This window comes from Bacillota bacterium (assembly GCA_012837285.1).
GTDB lineage: Bacteria > Bacillota > DTU030 > DUMP01 > DUMP01 > DUNI01.
This window is the reverse complement of record DURJ01000102.1, coordinates 1-18,994: the sequence shown is the minus strand read 5'-3', so window position 1 is coordinate 18,994 and position 18,994 is coordinate 1. Positions and strand designations below refer to the sequence as shown.

The 18,994-nt window shown below is 53.0% G+C and carries 16 protein-coding genes and 1 tRNA gene; 9 read left to right on the top strand and 8 right to left on the bottom strand.

Going from position 1 to position 18,994, the window contains the following annotated elements; all coding sequences use genetic code 11:
* A partial coding sequence (locus tag GX016_05865; GenBank protein ID HHT71085.1) for a diaminopropionate ammonia-lyase occupies positions 1–887 on the top strand: 887 nt, incomplete at its 5' end.
* A gap of 125 nt (positions 888–1,012) precedes the next feature.
* Here GX016_05865 and GX016_05860 read toward each other — a convergent pair.
* On the bottom strand, positions 1,013–3,784 hold the full coding sequence (locus GX016_05860) for a cation-translocating P-type ATPase (GenBank protein HHT71084.1): 2,772 nt from the start codon (positions 3,782–3,784) through the stop codon (positions 1,013–1,015).
* Positions 3,785–4,101: 317 nt separating this feature from the next.
* On the opposite strand from GX016_05860, the gene GX016_05855 reads away from it, so the two are divergent.
* The 5 genes from GX016_05855 to ade all read left to right on the top strand — a co-directional run bounded on the left by GX016_05855 (position 4,102) and on the right by ade (position 10,003).
* On the top strand, positions 4,102–4,344 hold the full coding sequence (locus tag GX016_05855) for a hypothetical protein (GenBank protein HHT71083.1): 243 nt from the start codon (positions 4,102–4,104) through the stop codon (positions 4,342–4,344).
* Positions 4,345–4,386: 42 nt separating this feature from the next.
* Positions 4,387–5,070: a deoxyribose-phosphate aldolase gene (gene deoC / locus GX016_05850; protein HHT71082.1), complete on the top strand. Its 684-nt coding sequence runs from the start codon at positions 4,387–4,389 to the stop codon at positions 5,068–5,070.
* A gap of 173 nt (positions 5,071–5,243) precedes the next feature.
* Complete coding sequence (locus GX016_05845) at positions 5,244–6,545, top strand: pyrimidine-nucleoside phosphorylase (GenBank protein HHT71081.1); 1,302 nt, start codon at positions 5,244–5,246, stop codon at positions 6,543–6,545.
* A 340-nt stretch (positions 6,546–6,885) separates the two neighbouring features.
* Complete coding sequence (gene kynU, locus GX016_05840; protein HHT71080.1) at positions 6,886–8,184, top strand: kynureninase; 1,299 nt, start codon at positions 6,886–6,888, stop codon at positions 8,182–8,184.
* 10 nt (positions 8,185–8,194) lie between these two features.
* Positions 8,195–10,003, top strand: a complete 1,809-nt coding sequence (gene ade / locus GX016_05835) for an adenine deaminase (protein HHT71079.1) — start codon at positions 8,195–8,197, stop codon at positions 10,001–10,003.
* Between the two features lie 260 nt (positions 10,004–10,263).
* Here the strand turns inward: ade and GX016_05830 are convergent, their stop codons facing one another.
* On the bottom strand, positions 10,264–10,608 hold the full coding sequence (locus tag GX016_05830) for a hypothetical protein (protein ID HHT71078.1): 345 nt from the start codon (positions 10,606–10,608) through the stop codon (positions 10,264–10,266).
* 136 nt (positions 10,609–10,744) lie between these two features.
* Between GX016_05830 and GX016_05825 the strand changes: the two genes are divergently transcribed.
* Positions 10,745–11,188 carry a hypothetical protein gene (locus GX016_05825; protein HHT71077.1) on the top strand — a complete coding sequence of 148 codons (444 nt, stop codon included), beginning with the start codon at positions 10,745–10,747 and terminating at the stop codon, positions 11,186–11,188.
* A 55-nt stretch (positions 11,189–11,243) separates the two neighbouring features.
* Here the strand turns inward: GX016_05825 and GX016_05820 are convergent, their stop codons facing one another.
* From GX016_05820 to GX016_05805, 4 genes are all read right to left on the bottom strand, one after another.
* Positions 11,244–12,335, bottom strand: coding sequence for an ABC transporter permease (locus GX016_05820; protein HHT71076.1), 1,092 nt, complete (start codon positions 12,333–12,335; stop codon positions 11,244–11,246).
* Entirely contained in the window at positions 12,336–13,376 is a 1,041-nt protein-coding gene (locus tag GX016_05815) for an ABC transporter permease (GenBank protein HHT71075.1), read from the bottom strand.
* Complete coding sequence (locus GX016_05810; protein ID HHT71074.1) at positions 13,373–14,965, bottom strand: sugar ABC transporter ATP-binding protein; 1,593 nt, start codon at positions 14,963–14,965, stop codon at positions 13,373–13,375. Before GX016_05810 ends, GX016_05815 begins: the two co-directional genes overlap by 4 nt.
* Positions 14,966–15,042: 77 nt before the next feature.
* A complete protein-coding gene (locus GX016_05805; GenBank protein ID HHT71073.1) occupies positions 15,043–16,194 on the bottom strand; it encodes a DUF3798 domain-containing protein in 1,152 nt (383 codons plus the stop codon).
* 229 nt (positions 16,195–16,423) lie between these two features.
* Between GX016_05805 and GX016_05800 the strand changes: the two genes are divergently transcribed.
* Together GX016_05800 and GX016_05795 are read left to right on the top strand one after the other, a co-directional pair.
* Positions 16,424–16,498 (top strand) — tRNA-Glu (locus GX016_05800).
* A gap of 254 nt (positions 16,499–16,752) precedes the next feature.
* Positions 16,753–17,301, top strand: a complete 549-nt coding sequence (locus GX016_05795; GenBank protein ID HHT71072.1) for a hypothetical protein — start codon at positions 16,753–16,755, stop codon at positions 17,299–17,301.
* On the opposite strand, the gene GX016_05790 is transcribed toward GX016_05795, so the two are convergent.
* A complete protein-coding gene (locus GX016_05790; protein HHT71071.1) occupies positions 17,285–18,367 on the bottom strand; it encodes an ATP-dependent 6-phosphofructokinase in 1,083 nt (360 codons plus the stop codon). The two genes, GX016_05795 and GX016_05790, sit on opposite strands and share 17 nt — an antisense overlap.
* A 227-nt stretch (positions 18,368–18,594) precedes the next feature.
* Positions 18,595–18,994: DMT family transporter (locus GX016_05785; protein ID HHT71070.1), on the bottom strand; the 400-nt coding region annotated here is incomplete at its 5' end.

Here is an 18,994-nt window from a genome sequence, read left to right as displayed (position 1 = left end):
TGCGGCGGAAGCTGGGCGAGGTAACCTTTGCCACGGCCACTGACGGGAATCATGGGCGCGGCGTGGCTTGGACGGCGCAGCAACTGGGCCAGCGGGCGGTGGTGTATCTGCCTGTCGGTGTTGCCTGGCGGCGAGTGGAAGCCATTGAAGAAACGGGAGCTGAGGCGGTGGTTACCGCTGTAAACTACGATGATACCGTTCGCCTGGTGAAGAAGGCAGCGGCGGAAAACGGTTGGTATTTGATCCAGGATACCGCTTGGGAGGGGTACGAAGAAATACCGCGTTGGATCATGCAAGGGTACACCACCATGGCAGTTGAAATTGATGACCAGTTGGAAAGTGGGGGCCTGCCCCAGCCCACCCATGTGTTCTTGCAGGCCGGTGTGGGTTCATTTGCCAGCACTATTTTAGGTTACTTGGTGAACCGTGATGGAGAGCAATATCCTAAGACTGTAATTATGGAGCCGGAGAAGGCAGCTTGCATCTTCGCCTCGGCTCTGGTGGGGGATGAACAGCCGCAACAGGTAGAAGGGGATTTGGACACCATCATGGCCGGTCTCTCCTGTGGGGAGCCCAGTCCTGTTGCTTGGAACATCTTACGTTCTTTTGCTGATGGATATATTGTCTGCCCTGATTATGTTGCTGCCCAAGGCATCCGCATTTTGGCAAATCCGCTGGAGGATGATCGACGGGTGGTGGCCGGTGAATCGGGTTCGGTGGGAATCGGGCTTCTCTCCCTGCTGCTGCGTGAGAAGGAGTGTGCCGAACTGAAAGAAAAACTGGGGTTAGATGAATATTCCAGCGTACTGGTTATTAGTACTGAGGGGGATACGGATCCGGTGAATTACCGCCGGATTATTTGGGACGGCAGGTATCCGTTACCGTAGGAGGAGCGCTTAAGATGTAATGGGGAATTGCACCGGAATCTGGTCTTTGAGCAGAGATAAATAGCTCAAAAGGGGCCTGTGCTTGAAGCACGGCCCCTTTTTGAAGTTTGGTCAGTGTTCTTGGCCTAGGCTTGGGAGCTACGGCCGGCGGGGACACGGTGGCGCCGGGCAGGAAAGAGGGTCTTTTTGATTTCTGCCACGGCTGCCGGGAGAAGAGCCGCCGGCAAAACCAGGTGCCACATGGCTGGAGTAATGGAAGTGGTGTGAAAGATAGTCTTTAAAGCGGGAACATATAAGGTGAGCAGGAACATGCCTGCCGATAGGGATGTCCCGAGCAGCAAGGTGGGGTTGGTGAACAGCCCCAGGCGGAAGATGGTAAGATTCTCCGACCGGCTGGTAAACGCACGAAGTAGTTCTGCCAGCACCAACGTGGCGAAAGCCATGGTGCGGGCGGTTTCTAAATTGTGGTCAGTTAAGGAAGCCGCAAACACACCTAGTACGGCTACTGTCAAAGCAATACTCTGCAGGGCAATGCCGCTCACCATTTTCCGATCCAGCAGCGGTTCTTGGGGCGGGCGGGGCGCTTGGTTCATGATACCCGGTTCGGCCGGTTCCACCCCTAAGGCCAAGGCTGGGAAGGCATCAGTTAAAAGGTTAAGCCAGAGTAGGTGTACCGGCAGCAGCGGCAGAGGCAGGCCAAAAAGTTCGGCCAAGAAGACAATAAGCACTTCACCAACATTACAGGACAGCAAGAAATAGACGAATTTACGGATGTTGGTATAGATAACGCGGCCCTCTTCCACAGCGCGCACAATGCTGGCAAAGTTATCGTCAGTTAGGATCATGTCAGCTGCGCCTTTGGCCACATCGGTACCGGTGATACCCATGGCCACCCCGATATCGGCCTGCTTAAGGGCCGGAGCATCGTTGACTCCGTCGCCGGTGACAGCCACAATATGACCTTGCTCCTGCAGCGCCTGGACAATAGAGCTCTTATGCTCCGGTGCTACTCGGGCATAGACGTTTACTGACTTTACTTTCTCCTTGAGTTCAGCCGGTGTAAGCTCGTCCAGCTCACTGCCGGTAAGAACGCCGGCACCGTCGGTTAGTCCTAATTCCCGCCCGATGGCGTAAGCAGTGGTGGGATGATCGCCGGTGATCATAACGGTACGAATCCCGGCAATACGGCATTTTTCCACCGCCGGTTTGGTTTCTTCACGCAGCGGATCCTTCAGCCCGGCCAAACCGAGAAAAACCAGGTCTTCTTCTACTGCTCCCAGTTGGGCCGGCGGGGGCAGTACTGGGAGCCGGTGGTAGGCTACGGCTAGCACGCGCAGGGCCTTCTGAGCCAGGAAGGCATTTTGTTCCTTGACTTCTTGCGCCAACTGAGGGGTCAATTCTATTTCCTGGCCGTCTAGCAGCAGTCGCCGGGAGCGGCTAAGAACAATATCGGGAGCACCTTTCGTGAGCACCACGTAGCTGCCGTCAGCAGCAGGGTGAACAGTGCTCATGAGCTTACGGCGCGAATCAAACGGGATTTCGGCCAGGCGGGGAAATTCCTGCTGGAGGCTGGCGGCAGAAAGATCACCTTTGGCTGCTAAGCCGAGCAGGGCCCCCTCGGTCGGATCGCCTATCAGCTCCGCTCGATCTCCGACCTTCTTCACTTGGGCGTCGTTGCATAACGCCGCTGCCATCAAGGCCAGTTTCAGTTCCGGCATGTGAGCCACGTGGATGGCTTTTTCCCCCAGTGAAATACTGCCGTCACCGGTATAGGCTGAACCTGATACCTTGTACATTTTACCGCCGGCCCAGAGGGCCACGGCGGCCATTTTGTTTTGCGTCAAAGTTCCTGTCTTGTCGGTACAGATAACGGTGGTGGATCCCAAAGTCTCCACTGCATGGAGCTTCTTAACAATGGCATTCTTGGCCACCATCCGCTGCATACCTAAAGCCAGCACAATGGTGACCACTGCCGGCAGTCCTTCCGGGATGGCGGCTACAGCCAAGCTTACCGCTACCAAGAACATATCTAGCATGACAGGTCCGGCCTGTCCTCTCCTGATAACTCCCGTCAGAAATACAAGGGTACAAATCACCAGAGTGATGGCACCTAAGATCTTGCCCAAAGTGTCAAGACGATCCTGTAGCGGCGTATTGCCTTCACCGGTATCCACCAGCAGGCCGGCAATACGGCCCATCTCCGTATCCATCCCCGTGGCAACAGCCACACCTTGCCCCCGCCCGTAGACAACGGTGGTCCCCATGTAAGCCATGTTTACCCGGTCGGCCAGGGGAACCTTTTCGGCTAAAGCTGACTTGGCGTCTTTTTCCACTGGAACCGACTCCCCGGTGAGGGCGGCCTCGTCCACTTTCAGGCTGGCTGTCTCAGACAGCCGTATGTCACAGGGAAGCACCGTGCCTGCTTCCAGGAGCACCACATCGCCGGGGACGAGGTCACGGGCCAGGATGTTCAAGGCTTGATTGTCTCTAATCACAGAGGCCTGGGGCGCGGCCATTTGTTTTAGCGCTTTGAGCGCTTTCTCGGCTCGTCCTTCTTGAACCAGGCCTAAGATGGCGTTTACTACTACAATGAGGAAAATCAGGGTGGCATCGGTACGCTCACCGACCAGAAAGGAAACCGCGCCGGCGGCGAGCAAAATCAGAATAAGAAAATCCTGAAACTGAGCCAGCACCTGGCGCCAGAGGGGCAGACCTTCTTCCCCTTTAAGCTCATTAGGGCCGTACTGCTGAAGACGTAGGGCGGCTTGGTGAGCATCTAAGCCTCTCTTGAGGCTTGTCTTCAGCTCATGGGCTGCTTTGCGCGCGGACCAAGAATGCCAGGGTTGCAACAGATAACCTCCTTCTAGAATTGTTCCTACCAGATATTGCAGTTTCATGTAGGGGTGGATCTCTGCGGGCGCCCGGGTTTCCGAACGATCTTACTGACAAAAACAAGACCTTAAACGCCTACTCCGAAGCAGGCGTCTAAGGTCTTGCTGTCTGCCTGTGAGCAGAGGACAAACCAGGACTCATCATCCCGTGTTGTTGGCTTGTCCGAGCGTATTGCCCTAGCTACTCCCCTTACCAAGATTATTCTAATACAAGTTAGCGATTCTGGCTAGTACCCACAGCGACCGGCCGTATCTTGTTTCTTTATTCGCTCCTGCATGTTAGAATTATTCACAGGGAATGGTTGAGGGGGAGGGATGGTTCGGTGAAGACTAAGGTGCGGTTATGCCTTGGAAGTGTGCTCACGTTGGCAGGTACGATGATTTTATGCACTATTTACCTGGGAACTGCTATCTATCTGCCGAACATGAGGGGCTGGAACGATCCTCCGGGGAAATTTATGTCGGCTCTCATTGATACCGGAGGGGTTACCTTTGGGATTGTTGGATTGGTTGTAATAGGCGCAGGGCTTTTGATTCTATACAATGAGTATTGTGATAGTAAGTGACTTCAGCGGGTCCAGGCATGATCAAGTAGAGGGGGTTATAAGGTGCAGTGCAGTGAACTGGCTCCAACGATCGACCATACGCTGCTTAAGCCTACAGCCACCGGTGCCGATATCAAGAAGCTGTGCCAAGAGGCCAAGGACTATGGCTTCGGGGCCGTTTGCGTGCAGCCATGTTATGTTAAATTAGCCTGCAGCGAGCTGCAGGGGACACCGGTTAAGGTGGCCACAGTTATCGGTTTTCCCTTGGGGGCTAATACCAGTGAAACCAAGTCGGCCGAAGCGCAGGAAGCGGTTCGAAACGGTGCGGAGGAACTGGATATGGTCCTTAATATTGGAGCCTTAAAAGAGGGGCGCTTTGATGATGTAAGCCGGGACATAGAAGCCGTGGTGAAAGTGGCCGCTGGAGCGCTGGTAAAGGTGATTTTGGAGACTTGTTACCTTACCGCTGAGGAAATCGTTAGAGCGTGCCAACTGGCGGTGGCGGCCGGGGCCGATTTTGTTAAGACCTCCACTGGTTTTGGTACGGCTGGAGCTAAGGCTGATCAGGTGCGGTTGATGCGCGAGACTGTGGGGCCTATGATTGGGGTCAAGGCCTCCGGTAAAATCCGTACTTATGCTGATGCCATAGCGATGATCGAAGCCGGTGCCAGCCGCATCGGCGCCAGTGCCAGCATCCAGATTGTTTCCGGGGGGCGAGTCACAGATCCTTCGCTTCACTCAGGATGACAATTTTGACAACGGTCTAACATCCTTGGCCTGGGTTTGGCTCAGGATGACAATTTTGACCATGCCTCATTTCTGTAGCCTTTCACACAGCGGGGCGTGTCTTTTAACGACAGGCGAAAGCCCTACAAGGGAAGGGGGTGCTGGGTAGCAGCTAACAAGCTGTTGCCCCAAACATGCGAGCACTGGATATTATCGCGAAGAAGCGAGACGGCCGGGAACTTACAGCGGTCGAAATCGAGTTCTTGATTAACGGCTATGTAGCCGGTGATATTCCTGATTATCAAATGGCGGCCTTTCTCATGGGTACTTATATTCGCGGGATGACTAAGGCAGAGACGGCGGCTCTTACCATGGCCATGGCCAAATCTGGCGATGTGCTGGATTTGTCTAGCATACCCGGAATTAAAGTGGACAAGCACAGCACCGGCGGCGTGGGGGACAAAACCACTTTGGTGGTGGGGCCGCTGGTAGCCGCGGCCGGGGTGCCGGTGGCGAAAATGTCCGGACGGGGGCTGGGCCATAGCGGCGGGACCATTGACAAGCTGGAATCCATTCCCGGCTTTAGGGTGGAGTTGCAGGAAGCGGAATTTCTAACTAATGTACACTGGATAGGGCTGGTGGTTTCCGGGCAAACAGGGAACCTAGCCCCAGCGGACAAGAAAATCTATGCTTTACGCGATGTCACAGCTACAGTGGCCAGTATTCCTCTGATCGCCAGTTCCATCATGTCGAAGAAGATTGCCGCCGGTGCCGATGCCATTGTACTCGATGTAAAGTGCGGCTCCGGTGCTTTTATGGTGGATTTACAGTCTGCCCAGGCTTTAGCTCAAGCTATGGTAGACATTGGAACCAGTGTGGGTCGGCAGACGGTGGCTGTAATCAGCAACATGGATCAGCCGCTGGGTACAGCCGTGGGCAACGCGCTGGAAGTAAAAGAAGCCATTGCGACGCTACAAAACAAGGGACCGGCTGATCTTACTGCCCTGGCCCTGACTTTAGGCGCTCATATGCTAACCTTGGCCGGCCGAACAGGCTCGGTAGATGAAGGGGAACGAGTTTTGCAAGAATTGTTGACTACTGGTGCTGCCTGGGAGAAGTTTCGTGAGTTTGTGGCGGCTCAAGGCGGTGACCTTAAAGCGGTGGATCATGAGCTTTTGCCCCAGGCGCAGTTTAAGCTGCCGGTGCCGGCACCGTCCAGCGGTTACGTGGCTCGGCTGGTGGCGGACAAGATCGGCCAGGCCTCCATGGCGCTGGGAGCCGGCCGCCAGAGAAAAGAAGATGTCATTGATCTGGCAGTGGGAATTGTGGTGCAAGGTAAAGTGGGGGACAAGGTACACCAGGGAGATTTGCTGGCAGAGGTACATACCAACGACTCTGTCCGGGGCCGGGCAGCCGTAAGCGAAGTCTTATCGGCTTACACTATTGTTCCGGAGCCGGTGTCGGCGCCGCCCCTTATTTGCCAGGTAATCAGGTAACGTGGTAACCACATGGTGGTGACCACAGTATTCGTAAGCTAAGATCAGATCCCAAAGCTCCCTAGCCAGGGGCGAAAAAGTCAAAGCATGAAAGATGGTCAACATTATGATTGCCATGGAAACAGTGCTCTTTTGTCATCCGGAAGGCTTGGCCGAAAGGATCTTGTTTAAGATTCTTCAGTCGCTTTGCTCTTTCAGAATGACAGGAAACGATAACGCATGGAAATTCTAGCCGAAGCGAAGGATCCAGACTCTTCCTGTGTGGCAGTAACAAGAACATGTCAAAAACGTTAAGTTGCCCGATTGGGTTAATGAATTTGGGTCGAAAGGGGAGAAACGTATGCCTTCTATTAAGAGTGAAGCCGTAGAGGGTGAAAGCTACGCCCGGGAACTAGATAAGGCTGACGAGTTAGCTAGGTTCCGGGAGCGCTTTTATCTCCCGCCGGGAACCGTTTATATGGACGGTAACTCCTTAGGATTATTGTCACGCGATGCCGAAGAAAGCTTGCTTAGAGTGCTAACGGAGTGGAAAGAGTTGGGGATCGACGGGTGGACCCAGGCAGCGCCACCGTGGTTTTATCTATCGGAAGAGTTGAGCGCAAAGTTAGCTGCTCTTGTGGGGGCCGAGCCGGAGGAAGTTATTATTACCGGGTCGACTACAAGCAATTTGCATAATCTTATGGCCGGCTTCTACCGGCCCACCCGGCAAAGATTTAAGATTGTGGCCGACGAACTAAATTTTCCGTCGGACAAGTATGCCTTAGAGAGCCAACTGCGGCTGCTGGGTCTTGATCCGGATCAGGGATTGGTGTTGGTGAATTCCCGTGACAACAGGACCCTTGAGGAGGACGATATTGTTGCCGCCCTGACTGATGAAGTAGCGGTGGCAGTATTACCGTCTGTACTATACCGAAGCGGCCAGTTGTTGGACCTGAAACGGTTGACACAAGAGGCTCATGCCCGCGGCATCATCATTGGATTTGATCTTAGCCATTCGGCTGGGTCTGTACCCCATGAGCTGCATGAATGGGAGGTGGATTTTGCCTTTTGGTGCACTTATAAGTATCTAAACGGCGGTCCGGGATCGGTGGCGGGGCTATTTGTCCACCGCCAACACTTTGACCGTCTGCCCGGTTTGGCCGGTTGGTGGGGCTACCGGAAAGAGAAGCAATTTGACCTGGCCTTGGATTTTGTTCCTGCCCAGGGTGCCGGGGCGTGGCAAATCGGCTCGCCACACCTTTTGAGCGTGGCCCCTCTCATGGGATCGCTACAGATCTTCGCTGAGGCAGGTATGGAGAGGCTACGAGCTAAATCGCTGGCGCTTACTTCTTACTTGATGGATCTACTGGATACGGAGCTGAGCCGGCCGCCTTATAATTACCGGGTCGGTACTCCTCGAAATCCTGAGCGCCGCGGTGGTCACGTGGCGGTAGAACATGAAGAAGCCGTACGTATCAATGCCGCTCTTAAGCAGCGGGGAGTAATCCCGGATTTTCGCCCGCCTAATGTTATTCGGCTGGCCCCTGTTCCCCTCTATGTAACTTTTCATGACGTCTGGTCATTAGTTCAGCACCTGAAGGCAATTATAGATAACAAGGAATACGAGGCTTTTCCGCGCCAGCGCGATACAGTAGCGTAAAGAAGGAGGCCTGGCCGTGTATCAAGTCAAACGTCGTCCCCTGGCCGAACTGACGGCTGAGCTGGCTGCTGCGGCTCAAGGGAGAATAAAGGCGGATACAGTTCTTACCGGTGGGAAAGTGGTCAACGTATTTACCGCGGAAACCATAACAGCTGATGTGGCCATCCGTTCCGGCCGGATTGTGCTGGTGGGGCCGGCCCAGCACACTATCGGTCCTGAGACTGCGGTTATGGATGCCAGTGGCTACTACTTGGTTCCGGGCCTGGTGGACGGCCATATCCATGTGGAATCCAGCATGGTGAGCGTGACTCAGTTTGCCCGGGCGGTAGTGCCGCGCGGCACCACCACCATTTTCATGGACCCGCACGAAATAGCCAATGTACTCGGTATGCGCGGGATTAAGCTGATGGTGGAGGAAGGGAAAAACCTGCCCCTTAAAGTTCTGAGCACCATGCCCTCTTGCGTACCGGCGGCACCAGGCTTTGAGGACGCCGGGGCTGTCATCGGCCCCAAAGAAGTGGCTGAGGCCATGACCTGGGAGGGTATTATCGGCCTGGGTGAGATGATGAATTTCCCCGGGGTCTTAAACGGTGATCCCAATGTACATGGGGAGCTGAAGGCTACCCTAGAGGCGGGTAAAGTAATTACCGGCCACTATTCCATCCCGGAGACAGAGATAGGATTGCAGGCTTATGCCGCTGCCGGTATCTCTTCCTGCCACGAAGGCACTCGGGCCGAGGATGCCCTGGCCCGCCTGCGGCTGGGTATGTATGCTAAGCTGCGCGAAGGTTCGGCTTGGCATGATATTAAAGCCACAGTGAAAAGTATCACCGAACATAATATCGACAGCCGGCGGGCGGTACTGGTTACCGACGATACTCATCCCAACACGTTGCTTACGGTGGGGCATCTGAACCATGTGGTGCGCCGGGCTATTGAGGAGGGAGTTAATCCCATCCGGGCGATTCAAATGGCAACCCTAAATGCGGCCGAATGTTTTGGTGTTAGCCGCGATCTGGGCAGCATTGCTCCCGGTCGTTGTGCCGATATTCTGTTCGTGCCGGATTTGGCCGCATTCGAACCGGAAATAGTGATGGTGGACGGAGAAATAGTGGCTAAGCAGGGCCGCCTCCTGGTAGAATTGCCCCCTTATCCCTATCCCGAGTGGGTGCAGAATTCGGTCCAGATCAAGGACACCCTGACGGAGGCAGATTTTCTTATTCCGGCTCCGGTGGCGTCCGGACCGGTTGCTGTTCGCGTTATCGAGATTATGGAGGCCAAGGTGGGGACGTTAAGCCGTAGGGCCCAAGTGGAAGCTCGGCAAGGTAAGCTTTATGCCGACCCGGTTCAGGATTTGGCGAAAGTGGCATCTATTGAACGCCATAGTGGATCTGGTACCAGGGGGCTGGGTTATGTCACCGGTTTTGGTTTTACCAGGGGAGCAGTGGCATCCACTGTGGGCCACGACAGCCACAATCTTCTTGTTGTGGGTACCGACGAAGCCGACATGGCTGTGGCCGGCAATACCCTGGTGGCTTGCGGCGGTGGCATGGTAGCGGTGCGAAATGGTACCGTGCTGGCGCTTTTGCCCCTCCCCATTGCTGGTCTGATGTCGCCGGAACCGGTGGAAAAAGTGGACAACCAAGTTCAGGCTCTGGAAGCCGCTTTTCGGGAGCTGGGCTGCCAGCTCATCTCTCCTTTTATGACCATGGCCTTGCTACCATTGGCGGTATTGCCGGAACTTAGAATCACTAACCGTGGTTTGGTAGATACCGTGGATTTTGAGCTAGTAAATACAGTTTTGTCGCCGGCAAAGTAGCAAATTATCCCCCTGAAGCATACTTCTGATAGTGGAGGAGACCAACTACTCCGTAGTAAGTGCAAAGGGGGATAAACCGTTATGGCAGAGGGCCTGGGCTTTGGCGGAAACAGTTGCTGGTGGATTTTGATCCTATTCTTTATCATTTTGTTCCTGATCCTTATTGCTTGCTGCTGCTGTGGGGGCTTTCGGTAGATGTACCTGCACCTGTGGTAGACCACTAGCTATTGAAGCCCTGGCCTAGGCCAGGGCTTCAACAGTTAACTGTCCGATTCCTGATTCGGCACTAGATTAGCCAGGAATTGCTGTACTTCGGTCGGCGGAGCTCCCACATTACTTTCTGCTATCACCTCGCTTAAAAAAGAGGCCAGTGACTGCTTAGTATTCGGATCTAGTCCCGCTACCAGCTGTTGGGCCATTTGCTGCAGCGACGTTGAGTCGGATTGAGGTTGATCAACTATACCCACTTCTTGAGCCAGCTCCAACAGCTTTGACTTGTTGTCCAGGCTGATACCGGCTTTCAACACTGCTTGAGCCGGCGACAGACCTTGCTCTTTGACCAGCTTCGCCAGATTGTCCGTCAGCTCGTTCATTTTTTCTCCCATCTGGTGTTACCTCCTCAGAAAACGTTCTGCTTCTTAACAGTATTCAGGTCTGAACAATAAAGTGCTTTCACCACTGGAGCCAGCTTAGAATACTGTAATGACAACAGGGGTAAAAAAGAACGGGGAGGTGGGGACTATGGACGAGGTTCATAATGTGTTTGTTGATGCTAGGCTCTTGCAAGGGGCACCGCTGATGCCGGCCGAAGTGATGCAAGACGAGAGCGTAGCTCACACCATACTAACTGAACCGGAGTCGGAACCAGACAACGCCGGTGTAGAACCGGAACCAGAGCCTAACACCTTGGCCGCTCAGGGTAAGGTGGTTGTGCGCAAAGCGGTGGTGAGCGGACGAGCCGACCAAGTGCTGGGAACAGCCGTCCAGTTAACAGAAAGAACCAAGGAAGGGATCGAAGTCTTTCAGAAGATCCTGGCCCTGACCAAGAGTCGGCTCAATGCAGATCCGGAAGCCGAGGCACTGTCGGATTTGTCCGCATCACAGCTGGAATTGTTCTGGAAGTTTATCCAAGCGCCGGAGTTTCAAAATCTAACCGCGTCATTACTGGCCAAAATGTTACAATAAAGACAAAAGCCCCGGCCGAGCCGGGGCTAATAGGGTACGGTGCCAAAGGGCAGCCCTATTTTTTCTTGCTTTCCCAAGCGTGCAGGGCCAGGGCTACGGCGATAACACCGTAGGCTATGAATACACGGAAATACTCACCGATTTGGGCACTGCCCAAAAGGGACTGACCGGCCCGCGGTGAAACGACGAATAAAGTGTGAAACAAAAGTGTACCCAACAGAGCTTGACCAATAGTAGCTCGTGATGCCGACGCGCCGCCCACCAGCAAGGAAGCAATGGCAAAGGTACCCACTTGTTCGTGGCTGTTAAACACGTTCAAAGTACCGATATTTTGGATGAATATCAGCTGTCCCCAGGCAGCTAATACAGTAGACAAAATGATGGCGATAATCCGTGTCCGATCCACGTTGATTCCAGACACGGCTGCTACGCTCATATCCTGACCTACAGCCCGGAAATCTTGGCCCAGTTTGGTTTGCATTAGTTTTGTAATTCCCCACGCCAGCAGCGCAATCACCACAAAGGTCATAATGGGAATCTTGATACCGCCCGGCCAAATAGGGACCAAGTTGTCCAGAGCCATGCGGATTCCTTTCAAGTCCAGAACACTTCGCATCCCAATACCGCTGGGGAGCATAAGCTTGTCGTCTTTCATCGGAATTATTGTCCCGACCCCAAACAAAAACACCAGTTGATAAATACCGTTGGCGAAGAAACCGGCAATCATACCGGTGATCATCTCGCGCCCCTTAGCTTTGTTAAATAGCTGTCCCACCAAATAGCCTAACAGTATGGCCACGGGTGTGGACAACACCGCTGCCAATAGTAAGCCGCCGATCCCTTCTATGTGCCAATGGGTAACGGCGATAATTGCCGCTTGAGCTGCCATGGCCCCCAGCACAATGCTGAAATTGAGTCCCATACCGGCCGAAACCGGAATCAAGAGCGACAACACCAGAAAAGAGTTTCGGGCCATCCGGGCGACCAGTTCTTCGGCCAACCAAGTAAGGGAAAGGCCGGTGGCAGGAATGCCGGCTGTACACAAAAGCACAAACATCAGTACCACTGGATTTAGGCGCAACTGTCTAAGTCTATTTAGTTGGGGTTTGGTATCGCTTACCGACGGTACAGCAGTCTTGGCAGGCATTTAATTCCCTCCCGTGGGCCGGGTTAACGCATACAGGATCATCCCGTTGGAGATAATCACCCGGGCTACTTCTGAAATATCGCCTTCAATTACAGAACTTGTCACCGGCAAAGCAATGGTGAGCATGGTCTGAAACAGTATGGTGCCCAAAACTACATTGCTCACACTGGCTCGTTGGACGGAAGCACCGCCCAACAGAACGGCTGCAATCGCCGGGAAGGCCATCAATAAGGGGCCGTTATAGAGCGAAATAAAACCGTAGGCTTGGGCATAGACCACAATGCCGATGGCGGCCAAGACCGTGGACAATACCACCGCCAGCGAGCGCATCCGCCTAACATTAATGCCGGAAGAAATAGCGTATAATTCGTTGCTACCGGCTGTTCTCAGGGCCATACCGGTACGGGTGCGCGAAAACAAGTACCACAAGGTACAAGCTAAGAGGAAGAAAAGCAGCAATCCTGTTGGAATGACAATTCCGCCCAGCGGAAAAGAGAGGAAGTTATTTAGTAATTTGGCGTAATGTTCGCCCAAACTGACCGTGGTCCTGAGACCGGTGCCACCTACAGCCCAAACCATCATGGGGTTCTTATAAGGCAGTAACAGCCAGGCAATGCACATGCCGGCCACGGCCGAAAAGCCCACGTACGTTCCCACCATCATCTCCTGGCCTTTAACCCGCTCCAGTAACCAGGCGTACCCCAGGCCGGCCACAATAGCCAGAGGAATAGAAAAGCCAATGGCGGCCGAAAATCCGGCCCAACCTCTCAAATTAAACTCCACAGCGGTAACCGATCCCAGCAGGCCGCAAATAACGCCCAAGGGAAGGCCGAAATTCATCCCCAGACCGCCCTGTATCGCCGGAACCAGGGACAAAACTAAGACACCGTTCATTCCTATCCGCACCAGCGAGTCAGAAATCAACTTTCGCACTTGTAGTCCACTGACAGTGGCTAAAACCAACAAACCAACAATGAACGCAAAAATAATCAGCCGGGGTATGCCAATATGGTGTAATAAATATTTTAAGCGATCCGTCATAGACCCACCGCCTCTTTCCCCTTGCCGGCCATGAGCAGACCAAACTCAGCATCGCTGGCTGTGGGGGGCAAGATTCCAGCCAACCGGCCTCCGTAGACAATAGCTACTCGATCGGCCACCTGGCGCAGTTCCGCTAGTTCACTGGAGGTAATAACTACCGTCACGCCCTGCTGGCGGTTAATGTCCACCAACTGGTCCAAAACTAGGCGTTTGGCACCCACATCAATACCGCGGGTTGGCTCGGAGACAAAGAGAAGCTCCGGCTCTAGGGCCATGGCCCGGGCGATGCAGACCTTCTGCTGATTACCGCCGGACAGGCGCCGTACCAACTGGTGCGGTCCGGTGCAACGAATGTCCAGGGCAGATATCATCTCGCGGGTAAACTTTTCAATCTGGCGGCCGTGACGGAAATGAATATTGCCGGGAAAACGGTGCAGAAACTTGCCTTGGGCTTGCATGGCGGTAAGGGTGATATTCTCCGAAATGGGCTCATCCAGCAGCAGCCCCACACCACGCCGGTCCTCAGACACAAAGGCCAAGCCATGGCGGAGGGCCCATAGACTGTTCCCCAGCGGCATCTTTTCGCCTTTCAGGTAAACATCTCCTTTAGCCGGGTACAGCCCCATAATACCGTTGGCAATTCCTACCTTGCCATGTCCGGCCAGCCCGCCGATGCCCAGAATCTCACCGCGTTTGATGGTAAGATTGAGCCCCTGTACCCGTTCACCGGGCATGTTCACCGCCAGGTTATTAACCACCAACATGTCTTCGCCAGACATAGGTTGGGTGCGAGGGGGCAGGTCCAGTGCTTCAATTTTGCGCCCAACCATTAATTGGGCCATTTCCACCAGCGAAGTTTTCTCCGCGTCCAGAAGGCCAGCCATCTCACCGTCGCGCAGCACAGTGATTCGGTTAGCCACCGCCTTTACTTCATCCAGACGGTGAGTAATGAACAATATACTGATACCCCGGGCCGCCAAGCGTCGCATAGCCTGCAGCAGTAATTCGGCCTCGCTTTCCGTGAGAACCGCAGTGGGCTCGTCCAGAACCAGCAACCGAACGTGGGTCTTATCGATTTCCCGGGCGATTTCTACAAATTGCTTATAGCCCACCGGCATACCGGCAATAGGTATCCATTCGTCCAAAGTGACCTCCAGACGGTCTAAGGCCGAGCGGGCATCAGCACGCATTTTCTGCTGATCCACCCTAGACATCCGCTCACCCAGGACACGACTCAACAATGTTTCGCGCAGTGGTTCACGCCCGAGTTTAATGTTTTCGGCTACCGTAAATCCAGGCAAGAGCATGAATTCCTGGTGTACCATACCGATGCCCAAATCTACTGCTTGGCTGGGGGAAGTAATGGAAACAGGTTGTCCTTCCCAGAGGATAGTGCCCTCAAAACCGCCGGTCTCCTTGATCACCGGCATGCCAAAGAGTACATTCATAAGCGTGGATTTCCCGGCTCCGTTCTCGCCCAGCAAGGCATGGATCTCCCCCGGGTATACATCTAAGTTGATTCCCTTCAGTACATAGTTACCATAAAACTGTTTTCTAATATCCCGCATTTGAAGTAGCGGTCCAGCCATCGCTTACTCTCCTTTAAATCTTGGCTGTTAATTAAGGAAAGCCGGGCAGATTTGCTACCCGGCTTTCCCTCAGGTGGCTATTTGGCAAGCTCGCCCTCACCGAAGATAATCGATCCAGCCACCAGCATCAGGAAATTGCCGTCTTCCTTATATTTGTTTAGAGTAATGGTGGTACCGGAGATCTCCTCCAGTTTCTTCTGCACAGCCACGGTGTCCTTGAGGTCGATCTTGCCTTCAATGGCATCCTTGGCTAGCTCCACGCCGCCTTCTACAAACAGCATGTTCACCGATACCGGCCAGGTGGCGAAGCGACCGGCACCGCCTTTTTCCACAATCTTGTCGTTGATGGCGTTAATAATCTCAGGCATATTACCGGCTTGTTCCGGAGTAATCTCAATACCCAGTGCGCCGGGATAGCCGTGGGTAGGCGATGGGCAGCACTGTTCGGGGAAGATGGCACCGGTGTCCAAGCTAGCCTTAATCAATGGTTCCTGCATAGCACAGTTGGTACTAAAGACAGCGATATCCTTGCCATACTTATCTACTTGACGCGGAACGTCTTCCAGCACGGCCTGTTGCGCCCCGGTGACACCGACGTCGCTCATGGGGTCGGGAGCAGTGGCAAATACAAATTCCAATCCTACGTCTTTACAGGTCTGCTCCATGATATCTTTCCGCTGGGCCAATAGCGGCATGGCCATATGGCGCGGGAAAGAATAGTGGAGGAAGTGGGTGGCACCCATTTCTTTAGCCAATTTGACAATGGTTTCGCCACGAGCCATTTGGTCGGGATCAAAGGCTATGTCTGGATATTCAGCTACCATGTCCGGATCTTCGTGCGGGGTTCCGAACACAAAGATAATGTCGGGACGCTTTTCCTTGACCCGCTGTAAAGCCGGGATGCTGCCTGGCACAGCCTGGCAAATAACAATGGCCTTAACTTCAGGATCATCAGCCAAGCCGGTGATCTGAGCGATGGTGGTTTCCTGTTCTTGCATGAAGTTGTCCGGATAAGTGACGTGAGTGATCATGTCACCGTATTTTGCCACCATTTTTTCCGCTGCTCTGTATTCATCCTCACCCTGGGACACTGTACCGGTAACTAGCCCGATCTTGTATTTTTCTTCGCCGGGCTCACCGGCAGGCTCTTCCACTGGCGGCTTAGTACAACCGACCAGTCCGGTTAGCAGCAAGGCTAACACTAAGACTAAAGCCCAAACCTTACGCATTCTTTGAACCTCCTCTAAACATGCTCAAAAATGAAGTGATCCGATATCCGTTAGGTTTCCTTGGCCTCACCTCCTCGGCTGATTGTCCAGCACTTGTACGACTAACCTATAATATTCGAGAGCCCGGACGTAAAGTCCTCCTTCCAATAGCCGAAAGTTGATGCCCGCGGCCCAATCATCATTGACGCGGATAGAGGCAAATGATATAATATCTCTGGCACCAAACCGTGGCCCTATAGTCTAGCGGTCAGGACGCCGCCCTCTCACGGCGGAAGCTGGGGTTCGATTCCCCATAGGGCTACCAAACAAGAAACCTAAACGGCTCTAAGGGTAGAGCCGCTTTTGTTTATACGTAACCGGTTGTAAAGAAAAAGGCCAGCATGTTATTTACACCCACAATGAAGTATGTGGCCGTCACGCAACCCCGTCTTTCCTTTTTCCTACATTGTCTAAAGCACTAAAGAACCAATTTATGTTTCCATCATGCCTTATTTGGCTGTAAAATAGGTGTTTTACGCCGCCCCCTTGAATGAATCAAGGAGGCCTAGGAGGGTTGATTTGATGAAGATTATTCTCGTAGGCGTGTCCTGTGTTGGCAAATCCACTGTTGGCAGGATACTGGCAGACCAAGTGGGTTACAAATTCTTTGATTTTGATTTTGAGGTGGAGAAGTATTTTAATAGTTATATAACCTTCTTGAAGAGGAAATGGTTTAGTGAATATAGCTACAGAAAGAATGTAAGTGTGGTTTTGCGGAAAATATTGCGGGAAAATGATGATAACTTTATTATCGCTATGCCGCCCAGCGGGTTGATGGATAGCTATTGGAGAATCATTAAAAAGGACGACAGCCTTATAACAATAGCGTTAAGGGATAGGGCTAAGAACATCCTAAAGAGGCTTGTATTTTACGATGACTACACTCGGCCCATGGAATCACCTTTAACAGAGGAAAACGAAATGTATTATTTAGAGGATATAAGTCTTGATATGGAGTACTTTGGCCGAACCTTAAAAAGGGCAAAAATCCAACATAAGGTTAATGGTAAAAACGCCTTTGAGGTGGCAGATGAATTGAGGGATCTACTTTTTATCCACCAAGACTGATTCCCAGGGCCCGGGCGGCTTGTACCAGTTGACCGTTGGCCGGTACGGCGCGGGTACCGCGAGCAACCCGGTGGATGGGGACAGCTTTAATGTCTTGACCTTTAAGGCAGACCATCAGTCCGTGTTGGCCGGACATGGCCAGTTCGGCTGCCATAACTCCGTAGCGAGTGGCCAGGACCCGGTCAAAGGCTGAAGGGGAGCCGCCCCGCTGCAGATGCCCCAGCACAGTGGCCCGGCATTCGATGCCGCTGGCATTCTCGATGAGTTCGGCTACAACAGACCCGATGCCGCCTAAGCGAAACCTGGTATGGGCACCGGGTATTTCTTTTCTAATGACAGGCTTACCTTGCGGATCTTTCACTCCTTCGGCCACTACAATGATGCTGAAATGCTTACCTTCGTCTCGACGTTCATTGATTTTGGCCATGACCCTGTCCAGATGCCACGGTATTTCCGGAATCAGGATTACGTCGGCCCCGCCGGCGATACCGCTGACTAAGGCGATCCAACCGGCATCGCGACCCATAAGCTCCAGAATCATGACTCGATGGTGGGATTCGGCTGTGGTGTGGAGTTTGTCTAGAGCGTCGGTGGCTGTGGTCACAGCGGTGTCAAAGCCAAAGGTTTGGTCGGTGGCCAAGAGGTCGTTGTCAATAGTCTTGGGAACGCCGATTACCCGGGCTCCTTTTTGGGCCAGCTCGTGGGCAATGGCCAGGCTGCCGTCGCCGCCGATGGCGATAAGACAATCTATCCTATTCCGCTGCAGATTGGCCACGGCTTGGTCAGACATATCCCGATACTCGACACTTTTATCTGTATATACGGGATAGTGGAAGGGGTTATCGCGGTTATTGGAACCGAGAATCGTCCCGCCGCGATGTAAGAGGCCGGAGATATAGTTGCTGGTTAGGATTACGTTTCTATCTTCGATTAAACCGGCATAACCGTCGAGAAACCCTATTACTTCCCAACCCTGGCGCAAGGCTGAGCGGGTAACAGCGCGAATCACGGCGTTAAGACCGGGAGCATCGCCGCCGCCGGTCAATACTCCTAATCGTTTATGCATGTTTCTCCTCCTTACCGAGAGACTCGTTCGCAAATCTTGATACGGAGGCCTTGAATGCTATGCAGGGTGAAGGCTACGTTTTGCTAATGATGGGACATAAGATACTTCGCTTCGCAAGATCTTTCGCTTCGCTCAGGATGACAGGTTACAAGGAGCGCTCAGGATGACTGTATCCCTGTCATTCTGAAGGAGCGCAGCGACTGAAGAATCTTAAACTAGGGTATGAATTACGCATTAATGCCATGTTCTATTGATTGTCGGTGAACCTTGGATAGCTGGCTGAACGCTGTTCCACCTAAGATCAAAAGTGCACCGACAATTTGAAGTATCGTTAACCTTTCCTGCAGAAAAATAGCAGAGAAAATCAAAGTAGATGCAGGATCAATATAGCTCATGATAGCAATTGTCTGTCCGGGGAGTTTCTGCATAGATGAAAAATATATGTAGCAGGCTATGCCGGTATGCAATATTCCGACTGTACCTACCAGTATTACATCATGTCCGGTTGGTATATGCAGTACCCGTCCGGTTGTAATTCCGGTATAGATAGCCATAACCAACATTGCGATTATCAGTTGAAAAAATGTACTTTCTAATCCGGACAAACCTTTTAAAAATTTGTTGAGA